Here is a 24171-nt window from a genome sequence, read left to right on the forward strand (position 1 = left end):
TATACGCAATTTTAGAGAGCGCAGTTAGTACTAACTGGTTTAGTATTTTAGGAAAAATCCTGCCCTCTGCTCCTGTTTCATCTCAGGAGTATTCGTCAGACACAGCCTAAATAAAAAAGCCAGCATAAAGCTGGCTTTGATGTATCGGGTTCTGATGGAAAAGGATCAGAAGTTGGGTGACAGCAGGTATTTGCTATAGAACTCGTCAATCACCTTTACGGCTTCTTCGGCGGTGTCTACTATGTTTACCAGGTGCAGGTCTTCTTCGTTTACGTTGCTCTCCTGCTCCAGCATGGTGGTACGGATCCAGTCCATCAGGCCGCTCCAGTATTTGGTGCCCACCAGCACAATGGGGAATCGGCCGATCTTTTTGGTCTGGATCAGGGTAAGGGCTTCAAAGAGCTCATCCATGGTGCCAAAGCCGCCCGGCATGACAATAAAGCCCTGGGCGTACTTCACAAACATCACCTTGCGCACAAAGAAATGATCAAAGGTAATGAGCTTGTCGGGGTCGATGTAGGGGTTATCAAACTGCTCAAAGGGCAGCACAATGTTGAGGCCTACCGATTTGCCGCCGGCATTGTAGGCGCCTTTGTTACCGGCTTCCATAATACCGGGTCCGCCGCCGGTAATTACCCCATAGCCATGGCGCACCAGTTTTTCGGCGATCTGCTCGGCCATTTTGTAGTACTTGTGGGTTTCTTTGGTACGGGCCGATCCGAAGATGGACACGCAGGGACCGATCTTGGCCAGCTTTTCAAAGCCTTCTACAAACTCCGACATTACCTTAAAGATGGCCCAGCTGTTGGAGCTTTTGATCTCATTCCAGTCCCGGTCTTCAAAAGCCATGCGGATCAGCTGATCGTCGGCATCGGGCTTTTTCCGGGGAATCAGTTCGCCTTCCTTCGGGGGGGCTGGCGGCATGTTGGCCTTGGGCTTTTTCTTTTTAAGCTCGCCAGGGTGATGGGGGTGTCCCTCCCTGGCTATTTTTTCTTCGTGCGCCTGTTCGGCACTTGTTTTTTCCTCTACAGGCTGTTTATGCAGTTTTCCGGGTGCTTCTTCTACCGAAATGGTGCGGTTGTCCAGTTGCTCATCGGCATGCGCCTGCCCTTTACGCTGTGGGCCCTTTGCTTTTTTGGGGCCTTTGTTATCATTCGCCATACAAAAAAATTTCAAATTATAATCGCAGCTTCGCCCCATTTGGGCAAGCCCGCTAAGTTAGTCCAGAGTTCTGATTTTAACAAACCAGCGCCTTACTCCAGTAGCTGGTGCAGGGCTGCCTCCAGGGCAGGATAGCGAAAGGCAAAGCCCGCCTTTTGCAGCTTGTCGGCCGATGCCCGGGTGCTGCCCAGCACCATAACGGCTTTTTCGCCAAGGGCCAGTTTCATGAATACCCCCGGCAGGGCGGGCAAAAAGTAGGGCTTGTGCAGGGCTGCTGCCAGTACTTCTGAAAAGTGGGCATTGGTAACCGGCTCCGGGGCCACGGCATTGTAGGGCCCCTGCATGTGGGGGTCTGTCATGGCTTTGAGAAAAAGCTGGCACAGATCGTCTATGTGAATCCAGCTCATGTACTGCCGCCCGCTGCCCAGGGCGGCTCCCAAACCAAAGCGGAAGGGGAGCATCAGTTGTGTAAGGGCGCCTCCATCGGTACTCAGCACAATGCCAATGCGCAACAGCACCACGCGGATGCCCTGCTCTTCGGCCCGCAGCGCTTCCTGCTCCCAGGCCCGGCATACCGAGCCCAAAAAGTCCTCGCCTGCCTCGGACTGTTCCCGCAATAGTTCCTCGCCGCTATCGCCCCCATAGTAGTTGATGCCCGAAGCAGAAATAAACGCTTTGGGCTTTACGCCCAGGCGGGCCAGCTCCCGCACCAGCAGGCTGGTAGAGGCGGTGCGGCTGCGCATCATCTTCTGCTTGTTGGCGGCCGTCCAGCGCAGGTCGGCCAGGGGGGCGCCAGCCAGGTTAATGATGTAGGCAGCATCCTGCAGGGCGCCCTCTTCAATTTTTCCCTCGCCTACATCCCATAGATAATGCTTTGCCCCCTTATCTTTGCGAATGGAGCGGCTCAGGTGAACCACCTGGTAGCCCTGCTTCAGCAGCAGCCCGGTCAGGTGTGATCCGATCAATCCTGAGCCACCACTGATAACGACTTTTTCTGACATGAAAAGAAATTTATGTGCTGGCCTTACCGTTGTAACCCGGGCATGCCCCTTATGTTCACCCCTTTTTCCCGAAGCCCGATGTTAAAAAAGACCCTTCTCGTATACTGCTTTTTGCAGCTTTTTGTTGCCGCTGTTTTTGGACAGGAGGTGCGCCGCCAGCAGCAGACCCTGCAGGGCCAGCCCCATAGCGGCTACAGCATAAAGGTACCCTATTCCGAGGCACAGGCCAAGCGTTACTGGCTGGCCTACTTAAAAGAGCGGGGCAAGGTAACCGAGCGCCGCCAGTTTATTGAGCTGCGGGATATTTACTGGCTGGATGCCCCCAAAGGCCAGCAGGCCTACAGCCTGGTGCTGGGCGATAGCACCAAAAGCGAGATCTGGATTGGCTACCCCGCCACCAGGGCCGATACCGCCCTGGACAGCGCCATTAAGGAACAGCTGGGTAAGGCCCCTTTTCTGATGAAGAAATACCAGCTGATGGCCAGCCTGCAGGATGCCGAAGCTGCCCTTACCTTTATGAACCGGGAGGTAGAAAACCTGCGCCGCAACGGCAACAAGCTGGAGGGAGCCCTTAAGCGAAATGCCAGCGAAAAGGAACGTCTGGAACAGCAACTGGTAAAGAACGGTGAGGATAAGGTGCGGCTGGAGCAGGAAACCGAAGAGAATAAAAAGAAGCTGGAGCAACAACAGCTGGAAGCCGAAAAGATCAGCAAGCAGCTGCAGGCGCTCAAAGACAAGCTCAGCCAGCTGCAGGAGTAAAAAAAAGAGCTGCGCCACCGGCCCAGCTTTTTCTACTGAAGGATCATTGGATAGTAGCAACAGGCCCTGCCAGCGCAGCGGCCTGTTGTTTTTTAGTGCAGCTCGTGTAGTGCAGCTCGTGTAGTGCAGCTCGTGCACAAGTCTGCCTGCTGCTGCTTATAAGGCGGTTATGGGGTCAGCTTCCGGCTGGGCGTCCAGCGGAACTTCCGGCTGGTCCTCTTGCCGGGCTTCCAGCCGGGCTTCCTGTATAAACTTCCAGGAAGAATTTTCGGTATAGTCCCAGCGATTTTCCCGGCTGTTGTAGTAAAAATCGGCATTGGGGGTTTTGATGTAGTCCCGATTGCCCACATAGGCCTTGGCATGGCCCTTTTGCAGCAGTTCCTCAAAGAGCAGCCTGCCCCGCTGGTCGGCTTGCTGCCAGCTTAGGCGGGGAGTCTGAAAAAAGAGCTCCAGAAACGTGATCTGCCCCAGGCTGTTTTTAGTAAACACCCCGCCAAAGCCCAGGTAATGCTCAAACAGGCTGCTGGGGTCCCGGCGCACATAGTAAAAATAGTGCAGGCTATCCTGCTGCTTGTAAAAGCGCAGCTGGCCCTCAGTTGCGGCCTGCAGGCGGGCATAATAAGGCTTGAGCCGGTCGCTAAAGCGCTCATTATACGCAATGCCCTCCGGCTTTTTGTGCACATAGGGGGTAAGCGTCTGCACCAGCTGCTGGTACTCTACCTCTCCCATAAACGCTCGGGGATCATGCTGGCTGCAGGCCTGCAGGAGCAGCAGGGAAAGCGGAAGCAAAAGAATACGTACTAGCATATGCGAGGAGGTCTACTTTAAAAAAGAAGAAAAAGCCCGGGACTCAACATCCCGGTACTTTTTCAGAAATAACAAATAGGCTTAATACTGGGCATCTCCGGGGTTCCACTCGATCCAGCCAGAGGTCAGGTTCCAGTCGGTATCGGTTTCGCTGCTGCCAAAGGCGCCCCAGAAACCTTTCTGCTCAAATCCGGCAGGCAGCTCGGGTGCGCCGGCGGCATAGGTGCTGCCAGCAGGCAGCAGCAGCGGGCTGGGAGTAGCCGAGTTAAAAACAGCGCCTTCGCCAAAAACGGCTTCTTTGCTGGCTACCTGGTTGCTGCTCTCAAAAGTAGCTGGCACACTGGAGCCGCCACTTGTACTAGACAAGGTGGTATTCTCCACAAACACATTGTTCATCACCATAGCCTCGGCGCCGGAGCCATTGTAGCGAATGCCAATGGGAAAACCGCTGATGATGGAGTTATGCAGCTTCATGCTGGAGTTGGAGTTGATCTCCACGGCGGCGCCATAGGATCCGCTCACACTGCTGCTGAACATGCGTGGGCCCAGTACGGTAATGTTGGCAAAGCTGGGAGCCGACTGCAGCGGCAGGCTTGCATCATTGTTGCTGGAGGCCTCAAAGGCGCGGGAGGTAGATACGTCGGCAATGCCCGGAAAGCGCACCACCAGGCCATACTGCACCCGGCCGGTGTAGCCACGGTCGCTGTCAAAATCATCATCCAGCGTATTGTAGGCGATCAGGTATTTATGGTTTACCGTACCGCCAAACCACTCATAGGCGTCATCATTGGCATACGAAACCATAATGTGCTCAATGGTAGTGCCCGAGCCCAGTGCACCCATGGTAAGGCTGTTCAGCTCATTGTCCTGCGAAAGGTCAATGCCGGCATACTCAATGCGCACAAACTTCATCACACCGGAGTTCTGTTCATTCTGCGCGGCGCCATCACCCGGGCCGTAAATGCCATTTTCCGAGCCGGTGGCAGAGATGCCCTCAATGGGCGAGTTGGCCGGGTTGTTGGTCTGGGCATTGCCCAGCACCACTACACCGCCCCAGTCGCCGCGGTTGCGGAAGCCGGGCGCTGCCTGCGAGGTAAACACAATGGGGTTGGTAGCGGTGCCTTCAGCCATGATCTTGGCACCCCGGTTGATGATGAGGGTGCCATCGGTGGCCTTTTCGCCAAAAATAACCGTACCGGCCGGTATGGTAAGCGTATTGGGGGCCTGCACATATACTTTGCCGCGCAGCAGGTACTGCTTGTTGGCATCCAGGCTCAGGTTTTGGGTGATGTTTCCTTCCAGTACCTCAAAATCTTCTTCGGGCAGAAGGGGCTCGCCGGCATCATCGTCCTTGCAGGAGATAAGGCCTACAGAAAGCAGCAGTAAAAATAGATACAATCCCTTTTTCATCATGGTCTGATTTGATTATTAATGATCTATGGCAAAGATAGGGTGGCTATATTACCCCCTGGTGAAGGTGCGGTTAGTGAATGGTTATGCTTGTGTAACCCCATGGTTAAAAGCGGTAGTTAAACCCAAGAGTAAAGTAGGAGCCATTGCGGGTGGTGAGAATGGGCTTGTCCAGCTGCTGGCTGTCAATCTTGTTGTCCAGGTTGCCATCTTCCCGCAGGCTAAGGGCTGCATTGAGCAGATCGGATACCCCCGCTTTTAGCTCCAGCCTATTGGTGAATCGCTTGGAGAAAGTAAGGTCCAGCAGGTGGCGGGGCATCTCCCATACCGTAGGCTGCTCGGAGTCGCCAACCAGAAAGATGCGCTTGCCAATTACATTGTACATGGCGCTGATCTGCAGGCCCCGCTCATCATCTTCATAAAACAGGCCACTGTTGATAATGTAGGGCGACTGGCCCTGCAGTGGACGGTCATAGGTAAAGGAGTAGGCCGACTGTACATCTACCTGGCTGCGGATAAGGCTGCCATTGAACAGAATGCCCATGTTTTGCAGTACCGGCAGAGAGGTATGGGGGGCCAGCGATTTCCGGATCTCCAGCTCCAGACCGGCGGAGTAGGCCTGCTGGGCATTCTCATAATAGAAGTAGGGGTTGCTGGTGCCGGTGATATACACAAACTCAATGGCATCGGTAAAGTGCTTGTAGAACACCCCCACATTGATCACCTCAGAGGCCGAGGGGTACAGCTCCCAGCGCAGGTCCAGGTTTTGGATGCTGGCGGTCTTTAGCTGTTCGTTGCCGGAAATATCGGCATCAAAGTCAAAATCATAGAAGGAGAAAGGCGCCAGTTCCCGAAATTCGGGGCGGTTTACGGTGCGGTAATAGGCCCCGCGCAGCAGCATCTTATCCGTAAAGTTGTAGGTAAGGTTAAGCGAGGGCAGCAGGGAGGTAATGGGGTTATCCACCTGGCTGCGGCCCGAGTTGAGCTGCTGGCGGTTATACTCCACCCGCAGGCCGGATACCATTTTAAAGTTGCCCGCAAAGGGAATAGTGGCGCTTCCATAGGCGGCACCATACAGGTTGCTGGCCTGGTAGCTATCGGTGGCGTTGGTGTTTTCGCCCATCACCAGCCCATCGGGGGTGCGCAGGTTGCCCTGGGCAAATATTTGTTCCAGCGGCTGCTCCAGAATGGAGCGGTCAAAGCGCTCTTCGTTAAAGATGCGGTAGCCCAGCTTGCGGGCGGCAAAATCACGTTCCTTATACTCCAGCAGGTAACCCGCCTTTAGCTGCACCCCCTTGTCGCTGTCGGAGAAGCGGTGATCAAAATCAAGGCCGTTGCTCAGGGCCAGCTCATCAAAGTTCATGTAAAAGCGGGCGGCATTCTGGGGAGTGGTAGAGGCGCCAATGACAATATCAAACTCATCTTCAGACCCAATGGCCCTAAAGGAGCGGGAGCGCTTCCAGTCGGGCTCGTTGCGGGTGCTGTAGTTTGTCCCAACCAGCATGCTCAGGCTGCTGCGGTCTTCATTGAAGTAGTAGGTACCCTCCAGCTGGCTGGACAGGATGGAGCGCATGGCGTAGCGGTACGACTGGTTGCTTTCTTCCCGGCTGATAAAGAAGTTGGTGCCCAGCCGCTCGGTGGTTTCGTTGAGGCCGGTATGGGTATAGAAGTTGCGGAAATTAAGCTTAAAGGCCGGGCTGAAGGCAAAGGCCCAGTTGCTGAGGGCACTCAGGCGCACGCTGTTGGCGTAGCGATCATCCTGATAGGCAAAGCGGGTAGTGCTGGTACGGTCGGCCGCATAGTTCTCATAGCGGTAGCGGGAGAAGCGGTTATACTGGTTGCTGTTGCTGTACCCAAGTGAATGCAGGGCCGATACCTTAACACCCCCCAGATGGAAGCGGCGGCCGGCATCCAGGCGCAGGCCAAAATCGGGCGAGGCTGTCTGGCTGTTTACCCCCCAGTTGTTGTTGAACTGGTGGGTGTAGCCTACCACCTCTGCGGGGGTTATGTTCAGCCGGTTGAGATCGGCGGGCAGGCCCTGGGGCAGTGCCCGGCTGCCATCATCAACCCCCAGAAAATCGAGTGAGCCGCCCTGGGCCTGGCGAAACTCCTGAAAGGTAGTGTTGGAGCGGATACCCCCCGATACATTCAGGCTAAGAAAATTCTCATCCACAAAATTTTTGGTAGCGAGCTTTACTACGGCCCCGCCAAACTCGCCGGGATTTTCGGCCCCGCCCGATTTATAGACCATCAGCTGGTCAAGCAGGCTGCTGGGAATCACATCAAAGGAAAAGGCCCGGCTCTCCAGCTCGGTGCTGGGCGCAAAGGTGCCATTGAGCAATACAGTATTGTAGCGGCTGCTCAGGCCCCGTACGTTTATAAAGCGGTTGTCGGTAATGGTAATGCCCGGCACCCGGCGAATTACCTGTGCGGCATCGCGATCCTGACTTTTGGTGATCATCTGGGCCGATACACCGCTCACCAGCTGCATGCTGCCCTTCATAGAGGCTAGCAGGGCCAGATCGGTATTGGTCTGGCGGGCGGCCGTTACCACCACCCCTTCCAGCTCATCTACCTCTTCCGTAAGGGCTGCATTGATGTTGGCTACGGTGCCATCCTTTACCACTACGCCGGTAATTTTGCCGGGGGCATAGCCTATGCTGGTCACCAGCAGGGTATAGGTGCCGGGCTCCAGGTTTTTGATGGTAAAGCGGCCAAAGCCGTCGGTAGGGGAGCCGGTGGTGGTTCCTTCTATCACCACGCTGGCGCCAACCACCCCTTCTTTGCTGGCGGCGTCAAGAATTTCGCCGGAGATGGCGCCGGTCTGGGCCAGTGCGCCAAAGGGTGCCAGCGCTGTGATAAAGACCAGTAGCTGCAGTAGATGTTTCATGTTCGTTGTGCGATCCAATAATCCTGTTAATCAGACGCAAAAGTAGGGCTGAGGCTGCCCAAAAGCGGTTATGATACCGTTAAGCTTCTGTTATTCTCTGCTGCTGCGGTAACACGCACATAACAAAAAGGTAATAAACCCCCAGCCCCTTCGACCCGTTACTCCACCCTTTCAGGATCAGAAAAAATTAGCTACTTTCAGGAATGCAAAAGGAAAAAGGAAGCTCCCTGAGCCCGTTTAACCCCGAGACCATTCTTGCGGCGCACCAGCGCATCAAGCCCTATATTCACCGCACGCCAGTGCTGCAAAGCCGCCAGCTGCGGGAGCTGAGCGGGGCCGAGGTATTCATCAAATGCGAAAACCTGCAAAAGGTGGGTGCTTTTAAAATGCGGGGGGCGGCCAATGCGGTGTTCTCCCTCAAGGAAAGCGAGCGCCAAAAGGGGGTGGCCACCCACAGCAGCGGCAACCATGCCCAGGCCCTGGCGCTGGCGGCCCGCCTGGCAGGGGTGCCGGCCTATATTGTAATGCCCAAAACGGCCCCCAAGGTAAAAGTGGCGGCTGTAAAGGACTATGGCGCCGAGATCATCTTTTGCGAGCCTACCTTGCAGGCCCGGGAAAGCACGCTGGAGGCTGTAGTGGCCCGCACCGGCGCTACCTTTATTCACCCTTACAACAACGATCAGGTAATTGCCGGGCAGGCCACCGCGGCCCGGGAGCTTTTTGAGCAGGTAGAGGGCCCGCTGGATGTGGTGCTGACCCCTGTGGGCGGCGGCGGACTGCTGAGCGGCACGGTGCTGGCCGCCCGCTGCTTTTCGCCGGCCACCAAAGTGTGGGCCGGAGAGCCCGCCGGCGCCGACGATGCCTACCAGTCACTGAAGGCCGGCCACTTAATCCCTCACCCGCCTGCCGGCGAGGCAGGAAGTGCCCCCAACACCATTGCCGATGGCCTGCTTACTTCCCTGGGCGACAAAACCTGGGCCATCATTTCACAGGGGGTAGAGCAGATCATACCGGTAACGGAAGAAGAAATTATCAGCGCCATGCGCTTTTTGTGGGAACGGATGAAGCTGGTGGTAGAGCCCTCGGGCGCCGTACCGCTGGCGGCCATGCTCAAAGAAAAAGGGGTGCTGAAAGGTAAACGGGTAGGAATAATCCTGAGCGGCGGCAATGTAGACCTAAGCAAGCTGCCGTTTTAATCTGGTAGTGGGTAGTGAGGAGTGAGTCCGTAGGGACGGAGTTAACTGCAAGCTGCAACAGGAGGGAACATAAGCTGGCTTTTCCGTAAGGGGGGAAGGGGTCTAGCAGGCTGGGCTGCGGCAGGCAGCAGACTGAGTGAGTATCCTGGGGAATGAGAAGCAGCTGAAAAGATTCTTACAACTGCTCGTTCAGGCGGGTATCTTCTGACGGGCGGGAATGATCATACCAGAACTCGTAGTCCTCATACTCGATGCAATCGTCGGCTACGCCATGCTGTTGCTCCAGCTTGGTGAGGTAGCTTTCGGGCAGCCAGTCCCGCAGGCGTTGGGCCTGTGGAGCGGGCAGCTCCGACAGCCGGATGTAGTCGGTAGCGTCTTGTCGATGGGGTGTTACTTTTGGCATGGTACACGCATTTGTTTTCCTAAACTACGCTTATGACAGCAGGGTTGTTGCTGTTGCCACATTACCCTTCTGTTATGCTTTAGCAGACACTGCAAGAATGCTGCCAGTTGGAAGCAAGCACAGAATTTCTTTTTAGAATACAAAAAAGCCGCTCCTGTTTTACAGCAGCGGCTCTTTTTGCCCGTTTATTGGCTGATAGCACAGCCTATTTTTTCATGCCGGCATAGTGCTGGTAGAAGCTGGCAATGGTTTCAATGCCTTTCAGGTAATTGAACACCCCATACTTCTCATTGGGTGAGTGAATATTGTCGGAGTCCAGACCAAATCCCAGCAGCACCGAATCCAGCCCCAGCTCCCGCTGAAAGAGCGATACGATGGGAATGCTGCCGCCATCGCGGGTTGGTACGGGCGCTTTGCCCCAGCACTCTTCAAAGGCAGCACTGGCCGCGCGGTACTCCAGCGAATCGGTAGGGATTACGGCCGGCTCACCCCCATGGTGCGGGCGCACGGCTACCTTTACCCCCTTGGGCGCCAGCGACAGAAAATGTTTGGCAAACATGTCGGTTACCTCATCGGAGTTCTGGTCGGGCACCAGGCGCATGGAGATCTTGGCATAGGCCTTGGAGGGCAGTACGGTTTTGGCGCCTTCGCCAATGTAGCCACCCCAGATACCGTTTACATCCAGCGTAGGGCGAATGCCTACCCGCTCGATGGTGGTATAGCCTTCTTCGCCCTGCAGCCCGTCTACGCCCAGGTCGGCGGCAAATTCGTCGTCGTTGTGCGGCACCTCGTGCATGGCCTTGCGGTCGTCCAGGCTGAGGTTGGTTACCTTGTCGTAGAAGCCGGGAATGGTGATGCGTCCCTTCTCGTCATGCAGGCGGGCAATCATGTTGCACAGCACGTTAATGGGGTTGGCTACCGCCCCGCCGTAGCGGCCGGAGTGCAGGTCCCGGTTGGGGCCTACCACCTCTACCTCTACATAGCTCATGCCGCGCAGGCCTACGGTTATGGAGGGGGTGGTGTTGGAGATAATGCCGGTATCGGAGATCAGGATCACATCAGCGGCCAGCAGGTCTTTGTTGTTTTGCACAAAGATCTCCAGGTTGTCTGAGCCTACTTCTTCTTCGCCCTCGATCATGAATTTTACGTTGCAGGGCAGGGTGCCGGACTGCATCATGGTTTCAAAGGCCTTTACGTGCATGTAGGCCTGTCCTTTATCATCGCAGGCGCCGCGGGCAAAAATGGCGCCCTCGGGATGCTCTTTGGTCTGGCGCACTACGGGCTCAAAGGGGGGCGAATCCCAGAGCTCATAGGGGTCGGCAGGCTGCACATCATAATGGCCATACACCAGTACGGTAGGCAGGGCCGGATCCTGGATACGCTCGCCGTATACAATGGGGTGACCGTTGGTCTCATGGATGGTGGCTGAGTCGGCCCCGGCCTCCAGCAGACGCTGGCGGATGTACTCGGCCGCCCGCCGTACATCGGGGGCAAATTTGGGATCGGCGCTCACTGAAGGGATGCGCAGCAGATCAAACAACTCGCCCAAAAAGCGGTCCTGATGCTGCTTAATATAGGTCTGGTGTGCGCTCTGTGAAGTGGTTTTCATATCAATCGCTTGGCTTTTCTGGTAGAAGGCGGCCCAAATATACACTTTTTCGCCAAAGTGGGACGCTGCCATTAAAACCATAAGCAAGCAGTGGCGGGAAATGTTTGGCCCGATATAAGCTCCGCCTTCTTTTCTTTTTCCTGATCCTCTGGTAGTTAGATGTACTCCAACAGCAAGCCCAGCAGCACCATTACCAGTAGCAGCAGCCCGTACAGCCAGCGGCTCTTTTTGCCGGGCTTGCCAAAAAGCTGGGTGTTGATCCCGTATTTATACCGCTTTCGCCAGGGGGTTTTCATATAGGCCAGTGCTTTCTTGGACAAACGTAGGGAGATAGCACCAAATTCCCCTTTTATAGTCTGGAAAGGATAAATTATAGCAGCCTGCCCGGGAAACTTCTTTTGTGTTCGCTTGCAGTAGCTATGGACCTATCGTAATATTGCAATGAAACAATACTTATTCATGGGTGCTACCAAATCCGAGCTCTTTACCCCCCTGCAAAGCGAGTTGGCCAGCCTGGCCAAAGCCCTGGCGCATCCGGCTCGCATTGCCATTTTGCAGGAGCTGTTGCAGAAAAACAGCTGCCAGTGTGGTGAGCTGGTGAGCACCATTGGGCTGGCGCAGCCTACGGTATCGCAGCACCTCAAAGAGCTCAAGCATGCGGGTCTGATCAGGGGATCGATCGAAGGCAGCCGGATTTGCTATTGTATTGATACTACCAACTGGAACCGTCAAAAAAGCCTGCTGGAAGACTTTTTTCAGGAACTACCTCCCCTTCCGCAGTCCTGCTGCTAAGCCAAACCCCTTACCGCTCTTTCTCTTCTCTCTGCCATGGCAAAAAAACAAATCGGCTTCTTCGAGCGCTACCTCACCCTTTGGGTACTCCTCTGCATTGGCGCCGGCATCCTGATCGGTGAGCTAACCGGCGACCGTATTAATTACTTCAGTGGCTTAACCCTGGCTACGGTCAACATTCCGGTAGCCATCCTGGTCTGGCTCATGATCTACCCCATGATGGTGCAGATCGATTTTTCTTCCCTGACCCGGCTGCGGCAAAACGCCCGGGGGCTGGGGCTTACGGTGGTGGTTAACTGGCTGATCAAGCCTTTTACCATGGCCCTTTTTGCCTGGATCTTTTTTGACCAGCTTTATAGCGCCTGGCTGGACCCCCAGCGGGCGCAGGAGTATTTTGCCGGCGCCATACTGCTGGGCGCCGCCCCCTGTACGGCCATGGTGTTTGTGTGGTCGTACCTGACCGATGGCGATGCCAACTATACGCTGGTGCAGGTATCGGTAAACGACCTGATCCTGCTGGTTGCTTTTATCCCCATTGTGCAGCTGCTGCTGGGTATTACTGATATTGTCATTCCCTACGATACGCTGATTGTATCCGTTTTTGTATTTGTGGTGATTCCGCTGCTGGCGGGCTGGGGCTCCAACCGCTACCTGATCCGCACAAAGGGGGAGGAATGGTTCAAAAACCGCTTTTTGCCCTCGCTCAAGCCGGTGTCCATCATGGCGCTGCTGGCTACGCTTGTGCTGCTGTTTGCCTTTCAGGGAGAAAAGATCCTGGCCAACCCCTTTGATATAGCGCTGATTGCCATTCCGCTGAGCCTGCAGACCTATTTCATCTTCTTTCTTTCCTGGTTTGCGGGGCGCTTTTTAAAGCTGCGGCATGCCATCTGCGCACCGGCGGCCATGATTGGCGCCAGCAATTTCTTTGAGCTGGCGGTGGCGGTGGCCATTGCCCTTTTTGGGCTGAACTCCGGCGCTTCGCTGGCTACGGTAGTGGGGGTGCTCATTGAGGTGCCCATTATGCTCTCGCTGGTAGCCCTGGCCAACCGCTGGAAATATTAAGCGCCTGTAGTGCCGTTCGTTTTCATCACTAAACCTCTTTCCCCTATGACCCTTACCCCTTCCCTGGCCTCATGTGTACAGGAACTGGAACAGGAATTTAGCCAGATACCGGCCGCCAGACAGCAGCTTTTAAAGCAACTGGCCCACTGGGTACGGCAAAAGCAGGCCCAGGGCCGGCCGGCACTGCTCAATTTTATCTGCACCCACAATTCCCGCCGCAGCCATCTGGCGCAGCTCTGGGCACAGGCTGCCGCTGCTTATTATGGCATCAAGGAGGTGCACTGCTTCTCGGGCGGCACAGAGGCTACCGCCTTCAACCCCAGAGCGGTGAAGGCCATGCAGGCAGCCGGCTTTCAGATCACAGCTGGTACTGCCGGAGAAAATCCCCGGTATGAGGTACACTATGCCGAAGGGGCGCCGCCGCTACAGGCCTGGTCCAAGCGGTTTGATGATGCGGATAACCCTTCGGCGAACTTCTGTGCCATCATGACCTGCTCCGATGCCGACGAGAACTGCCCCTTTGTGCCAGGGGTGGAGAAGCGCCTGGCCCTCACCTACGACGATCCCAAAGCCTTTGATGATACTCCTCAGGAGGCAGAAAAATACAGGGAGCGCGTGCGGCAGATTGGCCGGGAAATGCTGTATGCGTTTTCCAGGCTTTGATCCCATCCCAAAAAAATTTAGGACAGAGCAGCGTATTCCGCAGCAGTTTACACTGATGAGCGCTTACAGGGGGTATTACCCATTCTTGTGCGGATACGCGCTACAAGCGCGCATCAGCGACAGTAATGAGTGCTTCTGCAAACTCGCCCCAGCGAAGATAGCGAACGCTTCTTCAGATTGATACTAAAAAAGGCTACCCCTTGCGGAGTAGCCTTTTTTGATTTGGGGCGGATTGGGCTTAGAAGCCGTCCTTATCGTCGGTTTTTTTGGTGGGCTTGGTTTCGGTACCTGTTGCAAAGGGATCGGCTTCGGAGGCCGGCGCCGGTGTAGGGGTATTCAGGTCGTAGGGGGTATCCAGACCAAAATAATCCCGGCGGAAACGGCTTACAAACAGCTTGGTCTCGGCCAGGTCCGAATCGGCAATCACATACTCACCGGGCTTGGCCTTGGCCGCCTTGGACTTGCTACGGATGGCGGTATTGAACGCATCATGTGAGGAGTAGGCCAGCAGGCGGTTTCCTTCAAAGTTCAGGTAGTACCATTCGCCGGGCGCTACCTGCAAAAACACATTGATGATGTTGCCTACCTCAGACGATTTGCGGATCTCCACAAAACCATCTACCAGGGCGTTGATATCGGTGCGGCCTACGTTTGACAGGCCAATTTTGCCCATGCTGTACCAGGCTTTTTTCTGCTCCGACCATTTCAGGTTCATGTCGGTGATCACCAGGCTTTTGGCCAGATCAGAGCTAATGGCCACTACCGGCGTATAGGTCTGCAGGGATTTATCTTCCCAGGATTTGACCGCTCCCTCGCCCACCACCTCGGCCAGCTTGTATACAAAGCGGCTGCGCTCAGTATGGGCCTGCGGCAGGCCGGTGCGCTGCACCAGGTCGGAGATGTGGGCGCCCATGGCTTCTTCGGCCTGTACGGGCAGCTTGTAGTCAAACACCATCAGGGTATTCATATCAAACTCGCTGCTCTGGAAGCTACCCTTGCCCAGGCCGGCCGCCTTTATCTGCAGGCTGTTCTTATTGGCCGGCATAAAGGTGAGGGGTCCCTCAAAGCGTACCTCGCCGGTGCCCTCGTTATAGGCAAAGATGCGGCCTACATACGATTTGCCGCTGGCCTTGGAGGCTTCCTCAATGCGGTACTCATTATTATCGGCCCGGTAAGAGAGCATCCCCGCCGGCACAAAGAGGTTCTGATCTTCGGCGGCGCGCTTCTTGGTCACAAAGCTGGGGTAGAGCTCGTTGGTACGGCTGTCGTAGAAAATGCCGGCCACCAGCGGTGCATCATCTTCGGTAGTGCTGTTGTTAAAGTTAAAGGCAATCTCCTTCTGCTCACCGGTGCTCTTGTACTTGATCCAGGTGTTGTAGTTGGGGATGTTCTTCAGGTCCAGCTTTACCGAACCATCAAGCTCCAGGGCGGGCTTGTTGGCATACATGGTTACCTTACCGCGGTAGATCATGCCCGGGGAGATCACCATCTGCTCTTCTTCTTTCACCTGCCCGCTGGATACGGTGCGGAAGGCTTTTTTGCGGCGACTTTCTGCTACTTCAATCAGCTGGAAGCTGTTGAACTGAATGTTAAAGGTATCGGCAGCCGAGGTTACCAGCCGGTAGGTGGCCTTGCCCTCAAACTTATTCCGGCTCAGGATCTTGATCTGCCCGTTGATCAGGTGGTGGTACTCATTGAGGGTATCCATGACAATGGTGGCATTGGCAAAGTCCTGCAGGCGGGCACCTTCCAAAATCTCCACCTTGTTATTTTCAGGGGTGATCTTGGCATCGGCTACCCGAATAAACGGAATACCACTTACCGACAGCTTCAGGGCAGCAATGTCATAGGTGGCCTGCTCGGCATTGAAGGCCAGCGAGTCCAGCTCCTTGCGGGTGGTATAGAAGTAAGAAGACTTGATGTCGATATTATCGGGCTTGGACATGGCCACCGTTTTCTCCTCAAAGTTCCAGACCGCCTGCGGAATGGAGGTACGGTACTCGGCAAAGGGGAAATCCAGCGCCGCTACCCCCTCTACTTCCGGACTGATGGTAGCGGTACCTTTGTCCAGGTTGTAGTTGATCTGCACATCACTGGCCGCCAGGATGGGCTTTTTGGGGTTATTGGAGTTGATCTTAAAGTCGGCATTCTCAGCCAGGAAGTCGCGCTGCTTAAAGGCATAAGCACGGGAGTCTACCTCGGCCCCTTTTGACTGCAGCTTGCCACTGCCATACAGGCCCTTCTGGCTCAGCATCAGGTTGCCATCCAGCTGAGCTACGCCTTCAAAAAGCTCAAAGGGTTTTGTTTTATTGTATACATAGAGGCTATCCTGCTTAGGCAGCCAGCGCATACGGTAGTCGCCAACCTGCGCCTTGGGAAAATTGGCGCCGGCCAGGACTCCCTGCTTCATTTCCATCTTATAGCCCTCGGCCTTCACCGAATCTTCAAAGAGGTGGAAATTGCGGGAATAGAGTGTGCTGGTGAGGTACTGGATGCTGCCCTTGCCGCGCAGGCCTTTCTGGTCCATCAGCAGGGTATCGTAGAGCACAGCCGAGCCTCCATACAGGGGGTAGCCCGCCCGGGGCACAATGTGCTGAAAGCCCAGCGAGTTATCGGGCAGTACCGTAATGGTCTCTTCAAAATCGGGCACAATGCCGCCGCTGGAGAAGGTGCCCCTAAAGGCAATGGTGGAGGGGTTACTGCTGCTTAAGCTGTCGATATTAAAGGGCGGGATGGTAAAGGACATCTTCTTGCTGTAGGCGCCATCGGCCACCTCCTTACGATCGAAGAATACGGTAGAACCCGTAGAGGCATCAAACACCGGGTAGTGCGGAAAATCGCGCATGCTGCTCTTATTGGCGGGCATGTCGATGTAGAGCTTACCGGCAGATTCGGCCAGCGAGTTGTCCAGGCGTTTCTTTTTCAGGTCTTTCTTATCGCGGTAATCATCCACATCAAACTGAATGTTGTCGATCTTGGGCAGGTCAATGAGGAAGCTGTCGTAATCAAAGCGCATGCGCTGGCCCTCAAAGATAAAGCTACCGGCCTGTACCTTGCCATCGAAGCGGAAATCGCGGTTTTTCAGCAGCGTAATTTCCTGCTGGGTAGGCTCGATGTAGACGTTCTTCTGGCGGCTGATGTAGAATTGTTTGATGCCCCGCACCTTAAGCTCCTGCTTGCCCAGGTACAGGGTGGCATTTGCCTTGGCGGGCTCCAGCGAGGGGATGATCAGGTTATCAAAGTCTTTTTTGCGGCTCTGGCTCATCACATAGTGAAAGCCCTTGCGGTTAATCTTGACCCAGCCCGTGGCATGATCATAATCGATATAGCCATTTTGCATAAGCATGCGCATGGAGTTGCGCACCGTAGCCGGGTCCTGGCGTAGCTCCTTGGCCATATCATCTGAATAGAACTGGGAGCTCTGGTGCTTGCGCGCATAGCCCACGGCCATCAGCAGGGGGTGAAAGTTGTAGATGCCCTTGAGCTCATCAAAGCGCTGGGGATGAAAATACTCCTGTGAACTGAAGTAGGCCGGCACCTGGCTCTTGCCGCTCAGAATGGAGATGTTGATGCTATCGGCACTGGTATTCCACTGCATGATGTCGGCCGTAATGTCCATCTGAAAGTAGGAGGACACAAAGGGGGTATACTTAAAGGCGCCGCCATCCTTGATGAGGGTAAGCAGGCCTGTGGCCGTATTGAAACGGGATTGGAGGGCCGGATGATAGATAGAGTCTTTCTGGTGATAGATCACCACCGCCGAACGATCGGCCCGGATGACGGTATCCTGCAGGTTAAAGCGCAGCGAGCGGATCATGAAGCGGGGTTTACCCCCCTGCTGCAGCTCTATAGAGGCCAGGCCCCCATTGAGCGAGGAGCTGTAGATCTTGCTGCCAGCCAGGGCAAATCCTCCCTTGTAGAGCAGGTTTTCGGAGATGCCCTTTACCTTAATGTTGTTTTCGTAGGATTTAAAGCGGGGATACTGGGCCTGGTCGGGGCGGGCATAGCGCGTGCTTTTGTACTCAAAAACCCCCTCTACGGGCGCGGTTAGTTTTTCTTTGTAGGTAAGTGTTACTTCATCGGCCGTTACTTCGGCGCGGCTGGTTTTGATGGAGTATTTTTTGAAATCGGCGTAAACCCCTTCCGGATCCAGGCCGGTATTGGCCCAGGTGAAGCGGCCGCCTTCGCCTACAAACAGTTCTTTGAGCACCATCAGATCACCTTTAGTGTTGCTCAGCAGCACAGAATCCTGGTTGCTGACCAGCGCCAGCGTAACGCCGCTCAGGCTGATAACGGGCCCTTCTACGGGCGGCAGCTCCTGCTGAATGTACACTGGCACAGGGGCTACGGGTGCGCTGGGCTTTTTGGCCGCTTTTTTGGCTTCGGGGGCTGGCTCATCCCAGGAGTCCCAGGCGGTGCTCCAGCTGTCGTCGGCTTTTTCGGCCGGGGCATCCCAGTCGCTGAAATAGCCGGCATCTTCTTTGGATGCATCAGCGGGCTGCTCCTGGGCCTTCGCTATTTCTACCCAGCGAAAGCTAAAGGTGCCGCCGCTGGCATAGAGGCGGGAGTAGTTGGAGTGGTACAGGGCACGGTTTTTCAGGAACTGCGCCGAGCCTTCCATAAAGCGGGTATAGTCGCGGCTATCTCCACTCTTAAAAAGGCGCTCGCTGATGTCCAGCAGTTCGTTTACGGAATTGCCCTTGCCGGCGCCACCGGCCAGCATGCCAAAATAGGCCGCAAAATGGGGGGTAGGCTTGTAGCGTTTTTGTTCCATCTGGGCAGAAAGCGCCATAATACGGGCCTGCTGCTCGCCAGAGAAGCCTCCGGCGCTCCAGACAGAATCAAACTTATGCCCGTAGGCCCGGGCCTGGGGGTTGCCGGCGGCGCCCAGCATGGCGGCCACACCACTTCCATACGCGGAGGATTCTTTGGGCAGGGCCTGCCCCACCGCCTGCTGGCTTCCAAGTACCAGCAACCATACACACACACCTGTGAGTAATTGTACTCTCATGTCTTCTTAGCTAGAATTTCACACACCTGTCACTCTGCAAAACCCCTGTGAGCCAGGGGTCTCTAAAACCTGCACAACATACAGGAATAAACGCTGGCGTACCATATAATTGTATGCCGTAAAGTACATGTATGCGGCCAGGCCTGCTTTTTACTTCTGCCTAGGCCCGTTTGACCAGCTGCAGGCTGGCCCATCCCTTTTCGGCGGTGTAGCGCCCGGTCTCTTCAAAACCCAGGCTGGTGGCCAGTTCCAGCAGATCCTCAATATCCTGCTCGTAAAAGCCGCTCAGCAGCAGATGCCCGTTGGGGTAGAGGTACTCGGCATAGAGGTCCATTTCATCCAGCAGCACATTTTTGTTGATATTGGCCAGTACGATATCGAACTGTCCGCCTATGCCACTGGCCGCCAGCGTGCCCTGCATCACCTGTATCTCGGGGCAGCGGTTCAGGCAGCAGTTTTCCCGGCTGTTTTCTACCGACCACTCGTCAATGTCGCAGGCCCAGATCTCGGCCGCACCCCGTTTATGGGCCATAATGGCCAGAATGCCGGTGCCGCAGCCCACATCCAGCACCCGCAGGCCTTCATGCTCCAGGTGCAGCTGCTGCTGCAGCATCAGGCGGGTGGTCTGGTGGTGGCCCGTGCCAAACGACATCTTGGGGGTGATCACAATCTCATAGGGCACATCCGGCCGGGGGGGGTGAAAGTTGGCCCGCACCACGCACTCCTGCCCAATCTCAATGGGCTCATAATTTTTTTCCCACTCCTCATTCCAGTTTACCTTTTCCAGCTCTTTCACTTCCCACTCCAGGGCGGCATCCATCATGTACTGTTTGAGCAGGCCTTCGGTAGCGCCCTTATCAAAGGCCTTTACCGGAGCATAGGCGGCAAAGCCCCGCTCTTCTTCGGCAAAGGCTTCAAAGCCCAGTTCGGCCAGCTCGGCCTGTAAAATATCGCAAAAGGTGCCGTCACAACGGACGAGTAGTTCAATGTAATTCATGGGTGTATCGGTTTGCGCCGCCGGGGCTGGAAAAATATGCTATAAAGGTAGTACGCAAATCTTATCATTCTTAATCCAAATCCTACATCTGTTTGCCTTAACAACAAACAACACGCATATTTGTGCTTGTAATATCCCTATAACCATGAAACTAGTAAAAGCATTCTGTCTGGTGCTGACTTGTGCGGTTGTTTTAAGCAGTTGCGCTGGTTCCTATCATCAAATTTATCCCCGTTCCCTGGAGTATTCCTATGCCACTGCTGCACAGGCCCCAGTAACCCTTGGCTATCGCTATGATGTGCTGTCCCAGCGTGGCAATAAGAAATTTGCCCGCAAGGAAGAAAAAAATAATATCCAGCTGATGGCCGTACAGCTCACCAACAACACCAGTACCCCCCTGGTCTTTGGCAGAGACATTCAGCTGACCAACAACAATGTAGTGGTAAACCCCCTACCGAGCGGCCTTGTACATAAGCAACTGAAGCAGCAGGCTCCCCTGTTTTTACTTTACCTGCTCATGAGCCCCATGAAGGTAACGGTCACCAAAGCTACAAATGGCTTTGTAACCGAACAGTCGGTTTATCCCGTAGGCCTGATCCTGGGCCCTGCGCTGGGCGTTGGCAATATGGTGGTGGCCTCGGGCAATAATCAGAAATTTCAGGCAGAACTGCTGCAGCACGATCTGGTGGGCAGAATCATTCAACCGGGCGAAACGGTCTATGGACTTGTAGGCGTGGGCCATACGGGCTATGCCCCCCTTTCGGTGCGGCTTGTGGATACGGCCACCTCTACCGATCAGGAGCTGGACTAAGGGCTTCAGCCCTATACTACACACAAAAGGACTCGTGCGAGTCCTTTTTTGTTAGCGGCAGCCGGCAAAAGAGGCTACATCGGTATAGGCAATGGTAAAGTCGGCAAAGGCCCGGGACTCGGCCAGGTAAATCTTGAAATTGGCAAAGGCCGGTTTATCAGTAAAATGCCAGAGGCCGGGCTGGTCGGCAAACAGCCGGTTTTCTTCAGAATAGACCAGCAGTTTGGCCGAGCTTTCATATTCTTCTATATATACCCTGAAATGCGCCTCCTGCGGATTGTCGGTTACATAGACCGATCCCTTCAGCTGGCAAATATCCCGGGCGGCAGGCAGGGGGGCCGCTTCCGGCGCCGGGACAGCGCCCAGCAGCCAGACGTAAAGGATCACAAGGGGATGCATCATAGGGGTATAACTCCTTTTTCTTGCACAAGATTGCATCATTTAGCCATTATTTCAAGCCCGTGGGTAAGCCAGCCGGAGGTTGCGGCCTAGTGATGGGCCTCGCCGAACAGCTTCCAGATAAAGCCGCCGTTGATCACAAAGCCATCGGTAGGCGCCCAGATCTGGGCAAAGCGCGGGTTGCTCAGGGGCGGCTGCACAATCTCCCCATAGCGGGACTGGCGCGTATCCAGAAAGTTTTCGAAGTTAAGGAACAGGCTTAGCTTTTCCATCTCCCGCAGGGCCATCAGGCCCATGACCCAGTAGTCCCTTGTGCGGCTGCCGTCACTCAGGTACTGTTGGCCGGTGTAGTAGGCTTCGTAGCCGATGCGCCACCTGCCGTGCTGCTCAAACATCAGTACGGCGCCAGCGGTGTGTTTGGGGTAAGGGGTTTCTGGCGCCGCTCATCCTGATAGCGCAGTTCTACATCGGTAAATGCCCATTGCATAAAGAGCTTGAAATCGCCCCAGCCCAGGCGGGCATTGGTCTCAAAGCCGCGGCTGTTGGCCGGACGGTCGGCATTGGCATAGACAAATTGCCAGCCCGGCCCCAAATGCAGCATCAGGGAATTCTGCAGGCGGGTATAGAAAAAGAGCTGGTTAAGGGAGAAGCTTATTCCTTCTCCGATAGCGGTGGTATAATTCAGGTCCAGGTTGCCGCCAAGGGAGCGTTCGGCCCTGGTCGTCCCGGAGTTTATGGGGGCTACGTTCAGGAAGGCCAGTGCCTCGGCCTCTTCGGTAAAGGGGGTGGGCAGCTTGTAGCCCAGGCCGCCGCCGATGCGGGCCGTTAGTTTAGGACCGGGCTTGTACATGAGCGAGAGGCGGGGCAGCACAAAGGTTCCCCAGTCTGCTGCATAGTCGGTGCGCAGGCCGCTCTCCAGGGCCAGCTGCTCCAGGGGGTACCAGCTGTGCTGGGCAAAGGCCCCCAGGGTAGTATGCTGATAATCCCGGGCGGCCATGCCCTGTGGATGAGCTTCGGTAAAGCCATCGGTAAAGAGGTTGAGCCCGCCAATCCAGCGGTTTTCTTCCGGCCCGAAGGCATAGCTGGCTTCGGAAAAACTGGCCCACTGCTGGCCCGAAAAGCGGTAGTCGGGCAGCTGAATTTCCCGGTCAAAAAAACTGATGCTGTTGCGCAGAGCCAGGGCGGCACCCCCTTCCAGCTGCCGATCAAAGGTCAGTTGGCTGGAGAGGCGCTTGGAGTTGTTTTGCTCTACAAAGCCGCCGGGCGGGGCCAGCTCAGATTCCAGCGCCTGAATGTTGCCGCCGGTGCGCTCTTCCAGCGCAGCATTCAGGCCCAGCCAGAGGGTGGTGCCTTCGCCCCAGTAGCGAAATACCCGGGGGTTGAGGGTAAGGCTGCGCACCTGGGGAATATCCGAAAAGCCATCTTCGTTGGGGTCGTAGGCCTTTTGGGTATGGCCTGAGGCGTAGAGGGTGGTGCCCCAGCCCTGGTTGCGGCTGCTGTAAAAGCCATTGAGGGTGGTGCCCAGGGCGCTGGTCTGGTTAAGCATAAAGCTAAGCTCGGGTTCATCGCCGGGCTTTTTGGTCACCAGGTTCACCAGCCCTGCAATGGCGCCGCCCCCGTAGAGGGTAGAGGCGCTGCCCTTGATCACTTCCACCTGCTGCAGGTCCAGGGGGGGTATCTGCATAATGCTGAGGCCGCCGGCAAAGCCGCTGTAGAGCGGAAAGCCATCGCGCAGCAGCTGGGTGTAGCGCCCGTCGAGCCCCTGGATGCGGATGCTCTGATTGGCCGAGCTGGCCGAGGTTTGCTGCATCTGGATGCCGGTACTCTCGCGCAGCAGCATGGCAATGTTGGTGGAGTTCATGACTGCCTTTTCGCCCAGCTCCTCCCCGCTGATGGCCTCCACCCGGGTGGGAATGTCCTCAATGGTGCGGCTGCTGCGGGTAGCACTGATCAGCACGGCCTCCAGCTCCTCTTCCGGCTCCAGGCCCACTACCAGCGGCTCATCGGTGGACAGCGGAAACTGCAGCACCAGTTGTCTGGTAGCGTAGCCTACATACGAAAACACCAGCACCTGCCGGCCGGGGGGTATGTTTTCCAGCGTAAGCACACCCTGGGTATTGGCGGTGGCGCCCTGCTGGCTGCCTTTCAGCAATACGGTAGCGCCGGGCAGCGACTCCCCGCTGTCATGATCCTGGATACGCAGGGTTACCCGGTGCTGGGCCAGCAGGGGCAATGCACTCAAACAGCTAAAGGCCAGTAGAAAAAATAATCTCATAGAAGGGCTACATATATATGGTACCAAAAACGCAAAAAGGGGCTGCACCGGCCCCTTTTTTGCGCTCAGCGAATCGGTGGGGCTTAGCAGGATTTTACCACATCGGTAAAATCGCGGCTTTTCAGGGAAGCCCCTCCTACCAGGCCCCCATCCACATCGGGCTTGGCAAACAGGCCGCGGGCATTGCCGGGGTTTACGCTGCCGCCGTACAGAATGCGGATCTCCTGCGCCAGGGCCTCGCCCCACTTGCCGGCCAGCTGCTTGCGGATGTGAGCGTGCATGTCCTGCGCCTGCTCGTCGGAGGCGGTTTTGCCGGTGCCGATGGCCCAGATGGGTTCATAGGCAATCACCACCTTGCGCATCTGCTCATCGGAGAGGTGAAAGAGGCTTTCTTCCAGCTGGCGCTGCACGTAGCCCTCGTGCTGGCCGCTTTCCCGCACCTCCAGCGGTTCGCCGCAGCAGAAGATGGGCTGCAGGCCGCCGGCCAGTACGGCATCCAGCTTTTTAGCCAGCTGCTGCCCGCTCTCTCCAAAATATTCGCGGCGTTCGCTATGGCCAATGATCACCCATTTTACGCCCAGGTTTTTGAGCATGCTCACCGAGATCTCACCGGTATAAGCGCCTTTTTCATGTTCGCTCACATTTTGGGCGGCCAGGCTGATGTTTTTGGCATCACCAATGAGGCGGGCTACCTGGTGCAGGTGCGTAAAGGGGGGGGCCAGCACCACCTGTACGTTGCGGTTCAGCTCGTCTTTTACCATATTCACCACCTCGGAGGCCAGCTTCTGGCCTTCTTCGGGGGTGGTATTCATTTTCCAGTTTCCGGCTACTAGTTTTGTTCTCATGAAAAAATTGGGTTTGTGTGCTAAAGTTAGCATTTTTTGGGAAAATGAGGGGATCTTGATTGTATGGCAGAGGCCTGGCA

Annotated in this window: 20 protein-coding genes; 6 read left to right on the forward strand and 14 right to left on the reverse strand. The window is 55.7% G+C overall.

All coding sequences use genetic code 11. The features are described from left to right. Positions 1–165: 165 nt before the first annotated feature. Both ADICEAN_RS05840 and ADICEAN_RS05845 read right to left on the reverse strand, forming a co-directional pair. Positions 166–849: an LOG family protein gene (locus ADICEAN_RS05840; protein WP_236612869.1), complete on the reverse strand. Its 684-nt coding sequence runs from the start codon at positions 847–849 to the stop codon at positions 166–168. Between the two features lie 404 nt (positions 850–1253). Continuing rightward, positions 1254–2162, reverse strand: coding sequence for a TIGR01777 family oxidoreductase (locus ADICEAN_RS05845; protein WP_009194627.1), 909 nt, complete (start codon positions 2160–2162; stop codon positions 1254–1256). Positions 2163–2273: 111 nt separating this feature from the next. Between ADICEAN_RS05845 and ADICEAN_RS05850 the strand changes: the two genes are divergently transcribed. Further along, positions 2274–2921, forward strand: a complete 648-nt coding sequence (locus ADICEAN_RS05850; RefSeq protein WP_152426328.1) for a hypothetical protein — start codon at positions 2274–2276, stop codon at positions 2919–2921. 156 nt (positions 2922–3077) lie between these two features. On the opposite strand, the gene ADICEAN_RS05855 is transcribed toward ADICEAN_RS05850, so the two are convergent. The 3 genes from ADICEAN_RS05855 to ADICEAN_RS05865 form a co-directional block, all read right to left on the reverse strand. Further along, on the reverse strand, positions 3078–3728 hold the full coding sequence (locus tag ADICEAN_RS05855; RefSeq protein ID WP_009194629.1) for a hypothetical protein: 651 nt from the start codon (positions 3726–3728) through the stop codon (positions 3078–3080). 81 nt (positions 3729–3809) lie between these two features. Beyond that, complete coding sequence (locus tag ADICEAN_RS05860) at positions 3810–5138, reverse strand: T9SS C-terminal target domain-containing protein (RefSeq protein WP_161622667.1); 1329 nt, start codon at positions 5136–5138, stop codon at positions 3810–3812. 106 nt (positions 5139–5244) lie between these two features. Beyond that, the gene (locus ADICEAN_RS05865; RefSeq protein ID WP_009194631.1) at positions 5245–8028 is read right to left on the reverse strand and encodes a TonB-dependent receptor; all 2784 of its coding nucleotides are present in this window, start codon (positions 8026–8028) and stop codon (positions 5245–5247) included. 203 nt (positions 8029–8231) lie between these two features. On the opposite strand from ADICEAN_RS05865, the gene ADICEAN_RS05870 reads away from it, so the two are divergent. Next, positions 8232–9224 (forward strand): pyridoxal-phosphate dependent enzyme, encoded by a 993-nt coding sequence (locus ADICEAN_RS05870; protein ID WP_009194632.1) that lies wholly within the window; start codon positions 8232–8234, stop codon positions 9222–9224. A 175-nt stretch (positions 9225–9399) separates the two neighbouring features. On the opposite strand, the gene ADICEAN_RS05875 is transcribed toward ADICEAN_RS05870, so the two are convergent. The 3 genes from ADICEAN_RS05875 to ADICEAN_RS22575 all read right to left on the reverse strand — a co-directional run bounded on the left by ADICEAN_RS05875 (position 9400) and on the right by ADICEAN_RS22575 (position 11556). Continuing rightward, positions 9400–9627: a hypothetical protein gene (locus ADICEAN_RS05875; protein ID WP_009194633.1), complete on the reverse strand. Its 228-nt coding sequence runs from the start codon at positions 9625–9627 to the stop codon at positions 9400–9402. A gap of 205 nt (positions 9628–9832) precedes the next feature. After that, a complete protein-coding gene (locus ADICEAN_RS05880) occupies positions 9833–11236 on the reverse strand; it encodes a dipeptidase (protein WP_040396360.1) in 1404 nt (467 codons plus the stop codon). Between the two features lie 155 nt (positions 11237–11391). Next, positions 11392–11556 (reverse strand): hypothetical protein, encoded by a 165-nt coding sequence (locus ADICEAN_RS22575; protein ID WP_161622668.1) that lies wholly within the window; start codon positions 11554–11556, stop codon positions 11392–11394. Between the two features lie 139 nt (positions 11557–11695). On the opposite strand from ADICEAN_RS22575, the gene ADICEAN_RS05885 reads away from it, so the two are divergent. Genes ADICEAN_RS05885 through ADICEAN_RS05895 form a run of 3 tightly spaced genes read left to right on the forward strand, consistent with a single transcriptional unit; the run spans position 11696 to position 13753 of the window. After that, positions 11696–12028, forward strand: coding sequence for an ArsR/SmtB family transcription factor (locus tag ADICEAN_RS05885; RefSeq protein WP_009194636.1), 333 nt, complete (start codon positions 11696–11698; stop codon positions 12026–12028). A 36-nt stretch (positions 12029–12064) separates the two neighbouring features. Continuing rightward, positions 12065–13090 carry an ACR3 family arsenite efflux transporter gene (gene arsB / locus ADICEAN_RS05890; RefSeq protein ID WP_009194637.1) on the forward strand — a complete coding sequence of 342 codons (1026 nt, stop codon included), beginning with the start codon at positions 12065–12067 and terminating at the stop codon, positions 13088–13090. Positions 13091–13135: 45 nt separating this feature from the next. After that, positions 13136–13753 (forward strand): low molecular weight phosphatase family protein, encoded by a 618-nt coding sequence (locus ADICEAN_RS05895; RefSeq protein WP_009194638.1) that lies wholly within the window; start codon positions 13136–13138, stop codon positions 13751–13753. A 238-nt stretch (positions 13754–13991) separates the two neighbouring features. Here the strand turns inward: ADICEAN_RS05895 and ADICEAN_RS05900 are convergent, their stop codons facing one another. Beyond that, the gene (locus ADICEAN_RS05900) at positions 13992–18764 is read right to left on the reverse strand and encodes a hypothetical protein (RefSeq protein WP_009194639.1); all 4773 of its coding nucleotides are present in this window, start codon (positions 18762–18764) and stop codon (positions 13992–13994) included. Positions 18765–18924: 160 nt separating this feature from the next. Next, the gene (gene prmA / locus ADICEAN_RS05905; RefSeq protein WP_009194640.1) at positions 18925–19761 is read right to left on the reverse strand and encodes a 50S ribosomal protein L11 methyltransferase; all 837 of its coding nucleotides are present in this window, start codon (positions 19759–19761) and stop codon (positions 18925–18927) included. Positions 19762–19906: 145 nt separating this feature from the next. On the opposite strand from prmA, the gene ADICEAN_RS05910 reads away from it, so the two are divergent. Further along, entirely contained in the window at positions 19907–20572 is a 666-nt protein-coding gene (locus tag ADICEAN_RS05910) for a hypothetical protein (RefSeq protein WP_009194641.1), read from the forward strand. A 51-nt stretch (positions 20573–20623) separates the two neighbouring features. On the opposite strand, the gene ADICEAN_RS05915 is transcribed toward ADICEAN_RS05910, so the two are convergent. The 4 genes from ADICEAN_RS05915 to tpiA form a co-directional block, all read right to left on the reverse strand. Then, complete coding sequence (locus ADICEAN_RS05915; protein WP_009194642.1) at positions 20624–20974, reverse strand: DUF6150 family protein; 351 nt, start codon at positions 20972–20974, stop codon at positions 20624–20626. Between the two features lie 86 nt (positions 20975–21060). Further along, positions 21061–21366 (reverse strand): hypothetical protein, encoded by a 306-nt coding sequence (locus ADICEAN_RS21805; protein WP_009194643.1) that lies wholly within the window; start codon positions 21364–21366, stop codon positions 21061–21063. Next, positions 21366–23246 (reverse strand): TonB-dependent receptor, encoded by a 1881-nt coding sequence (locus ADICEAN_RS23510; RefSeq protein ID WP_009194644.1) that lies wholly within the window; start codon positions 23244–23246, stop codon positions 21366–21368. The genes ADICEAN_RS21805 and ADICEAN_RS23510 overlap by 1 nt, the downstream gene beginning before the upstream one ends. 83 nt (positions 23247–23329) lie before the next feature. Then, positions 23330–24091 carry a triose-phosphate isomerase gene (tpiA, locus tag ADICEAN_RS05925; RefSeq protein WP_009194645.1) on the reverse strand — a complete coding sequence of 254 codons (762 nt, stop codon included), beginning with the start codon at positions 24089–24091 and terminating at the stop codon, positions 23330–23332. Positions 24092–24171: the final 80 nt, after the last annotated feature.

The organism is Cesiribacter andamanensis AMV16 (assembly GCF_000348925.1).
In the GTDB taxonomy this organism is placed as follows: Bacteria; Bacteroidota; Bacteroidia; order Cytophagales; family Cyclobacteriaceae; genus Cesiribacter; species Cesiribacter andamanensis.

Excerpts from the sequence above, each read along its gene's own strand:
- ADICEAN_RS05895 (WP_009194638.1), top strand. The coding sequence starts at position 13,136 with ATGACCCTTACCCCTTCCCTGGCCTCATGTGTACAGGAACTGGAACAG.
- ADICEAN_RS05880 (WP_040396360.1), bottom strand. The coding sequence starts at position 11,236 with ATGAAAACCACTTCACAGAGCGCACACCAGACCTATATTAAGCAGCAT.
- ADICEAN_RS05845 (WP_009194627.1), bottom strand. The coding sequence starts at position 2,162 with ATGTCAGAAAAAGTCGTTATCAGTGGTGGCTCAGGATTGATCGGATCA.
- ADICEAN_RS05875 (WP_009194633.1), bottom strand. The coding sequence starts at position 9,627 with ATGCCAAAAGTAACACCCCATCGACAAGACGCTACCGACTACATCCGG.
- ADICEAN_RS05855 (WP_009194629.1), bottom strand. The coding sequence starts at position 3,728 with ATGCTAGTACGTATTCTTTTGCTTCCGCTTTCCCTGCTGCTCCTGCAG.
- ADICEAN_RS05885 (WP_009194636.1), top strand. The coding sequence starts at position 11,696 with ATGGGTGCTACCAAATCCGAGCTCTTTACCCCCCTGCAAAGCGAGTTG.
- ADICEAN_RS05860 (WP_161622667.1), bottom strand. The coding sequence starts at position 5,138 with ATGAAAAAGGGATTGTATCTATTTTTACTGCTGCTTTCTGTAGGCCTT.
- ADICEAN_RS05915 (WP_009194642.1), bottom strand. The coding sequence starts at position 20,974 with ATGATGCATCCCCTTGTGATCCTTTACGTCTGGCTGCTGGGCGCTGTC.
- ADICEAN_RS05870 (WP_009194632.1), top strand. The coding sequence starts at position 8,232 with ATGCAAAAGGAAAAAGGAAGCTCCCTGAGCCCGTTTAACCCCGAGACC.
- ADICEAN_RS23510 (WP_009194644.1), bottom strand. The coding sequence starts at position 23,246 with ATGAGATTATTTTTTCTACTGGCCTTTAGCTGTTTGAGTGCATTGCCC.
- arsB (WP_009194637.1), top strand. The coding sequence starts at position 12,065 with ATGGCAAAAAAACAAATCGGCTTCTTCGAGCGCTACCTCACCCTTTGG.
- tpiA (WP_009194645.1), bottom strand. The coding sequence starts at position 24,091 with ATGAGAACAAAACTAGTAGCCGGAAACTGGAAAATGAATACCACCCCC.
- ADICEAN_RS05900 (WP_009194639.1), bottom strand. The coding sequence starts at position 18,764 with ATGAGAGTACAATTACTCACAGGTGTGTGTGTATGGTTGCTGGTACTT.
- ADICEAN_RS05865 (WP_009194631.1), bottom strand. The coding sequence starts at position 8,028 with ATGAAACATCTACTGCAGCTACTGGTCTTTATCACAGCGCTGGCACCC.
- ADICEAN_RS21805 (WP_009194643.1), bottom strand. The coding sequence starts at position 21,366 with ATGTTTGAGCAGCACGGCAGGTGGCGCATCGGCTACGAAGCCTACTAC.
- prmA (WP_009194640.1), bottom strand. The coding sequence starts at position 19,761 with ATGAATTACATTGAACTACTCGTCCGTTGTGACGGCACCTTTTGCGAT.
- ADICEAN_RS05840 (WP_236612869.1), bottom strand. The coding sequence starts at position 849 with ATGGCTTTTGAAGACCGGGACTGGAATGAGATCAAAAGCTCCAACAGC.
- ADICEAN_RS05910 (WP_009194641.1), top strand. The coding sequence starts at position 19,907 with ATGAAACTAGTAAAAGCATTCTGTCTGGTGCTGACTTGTGCGGTTGTT.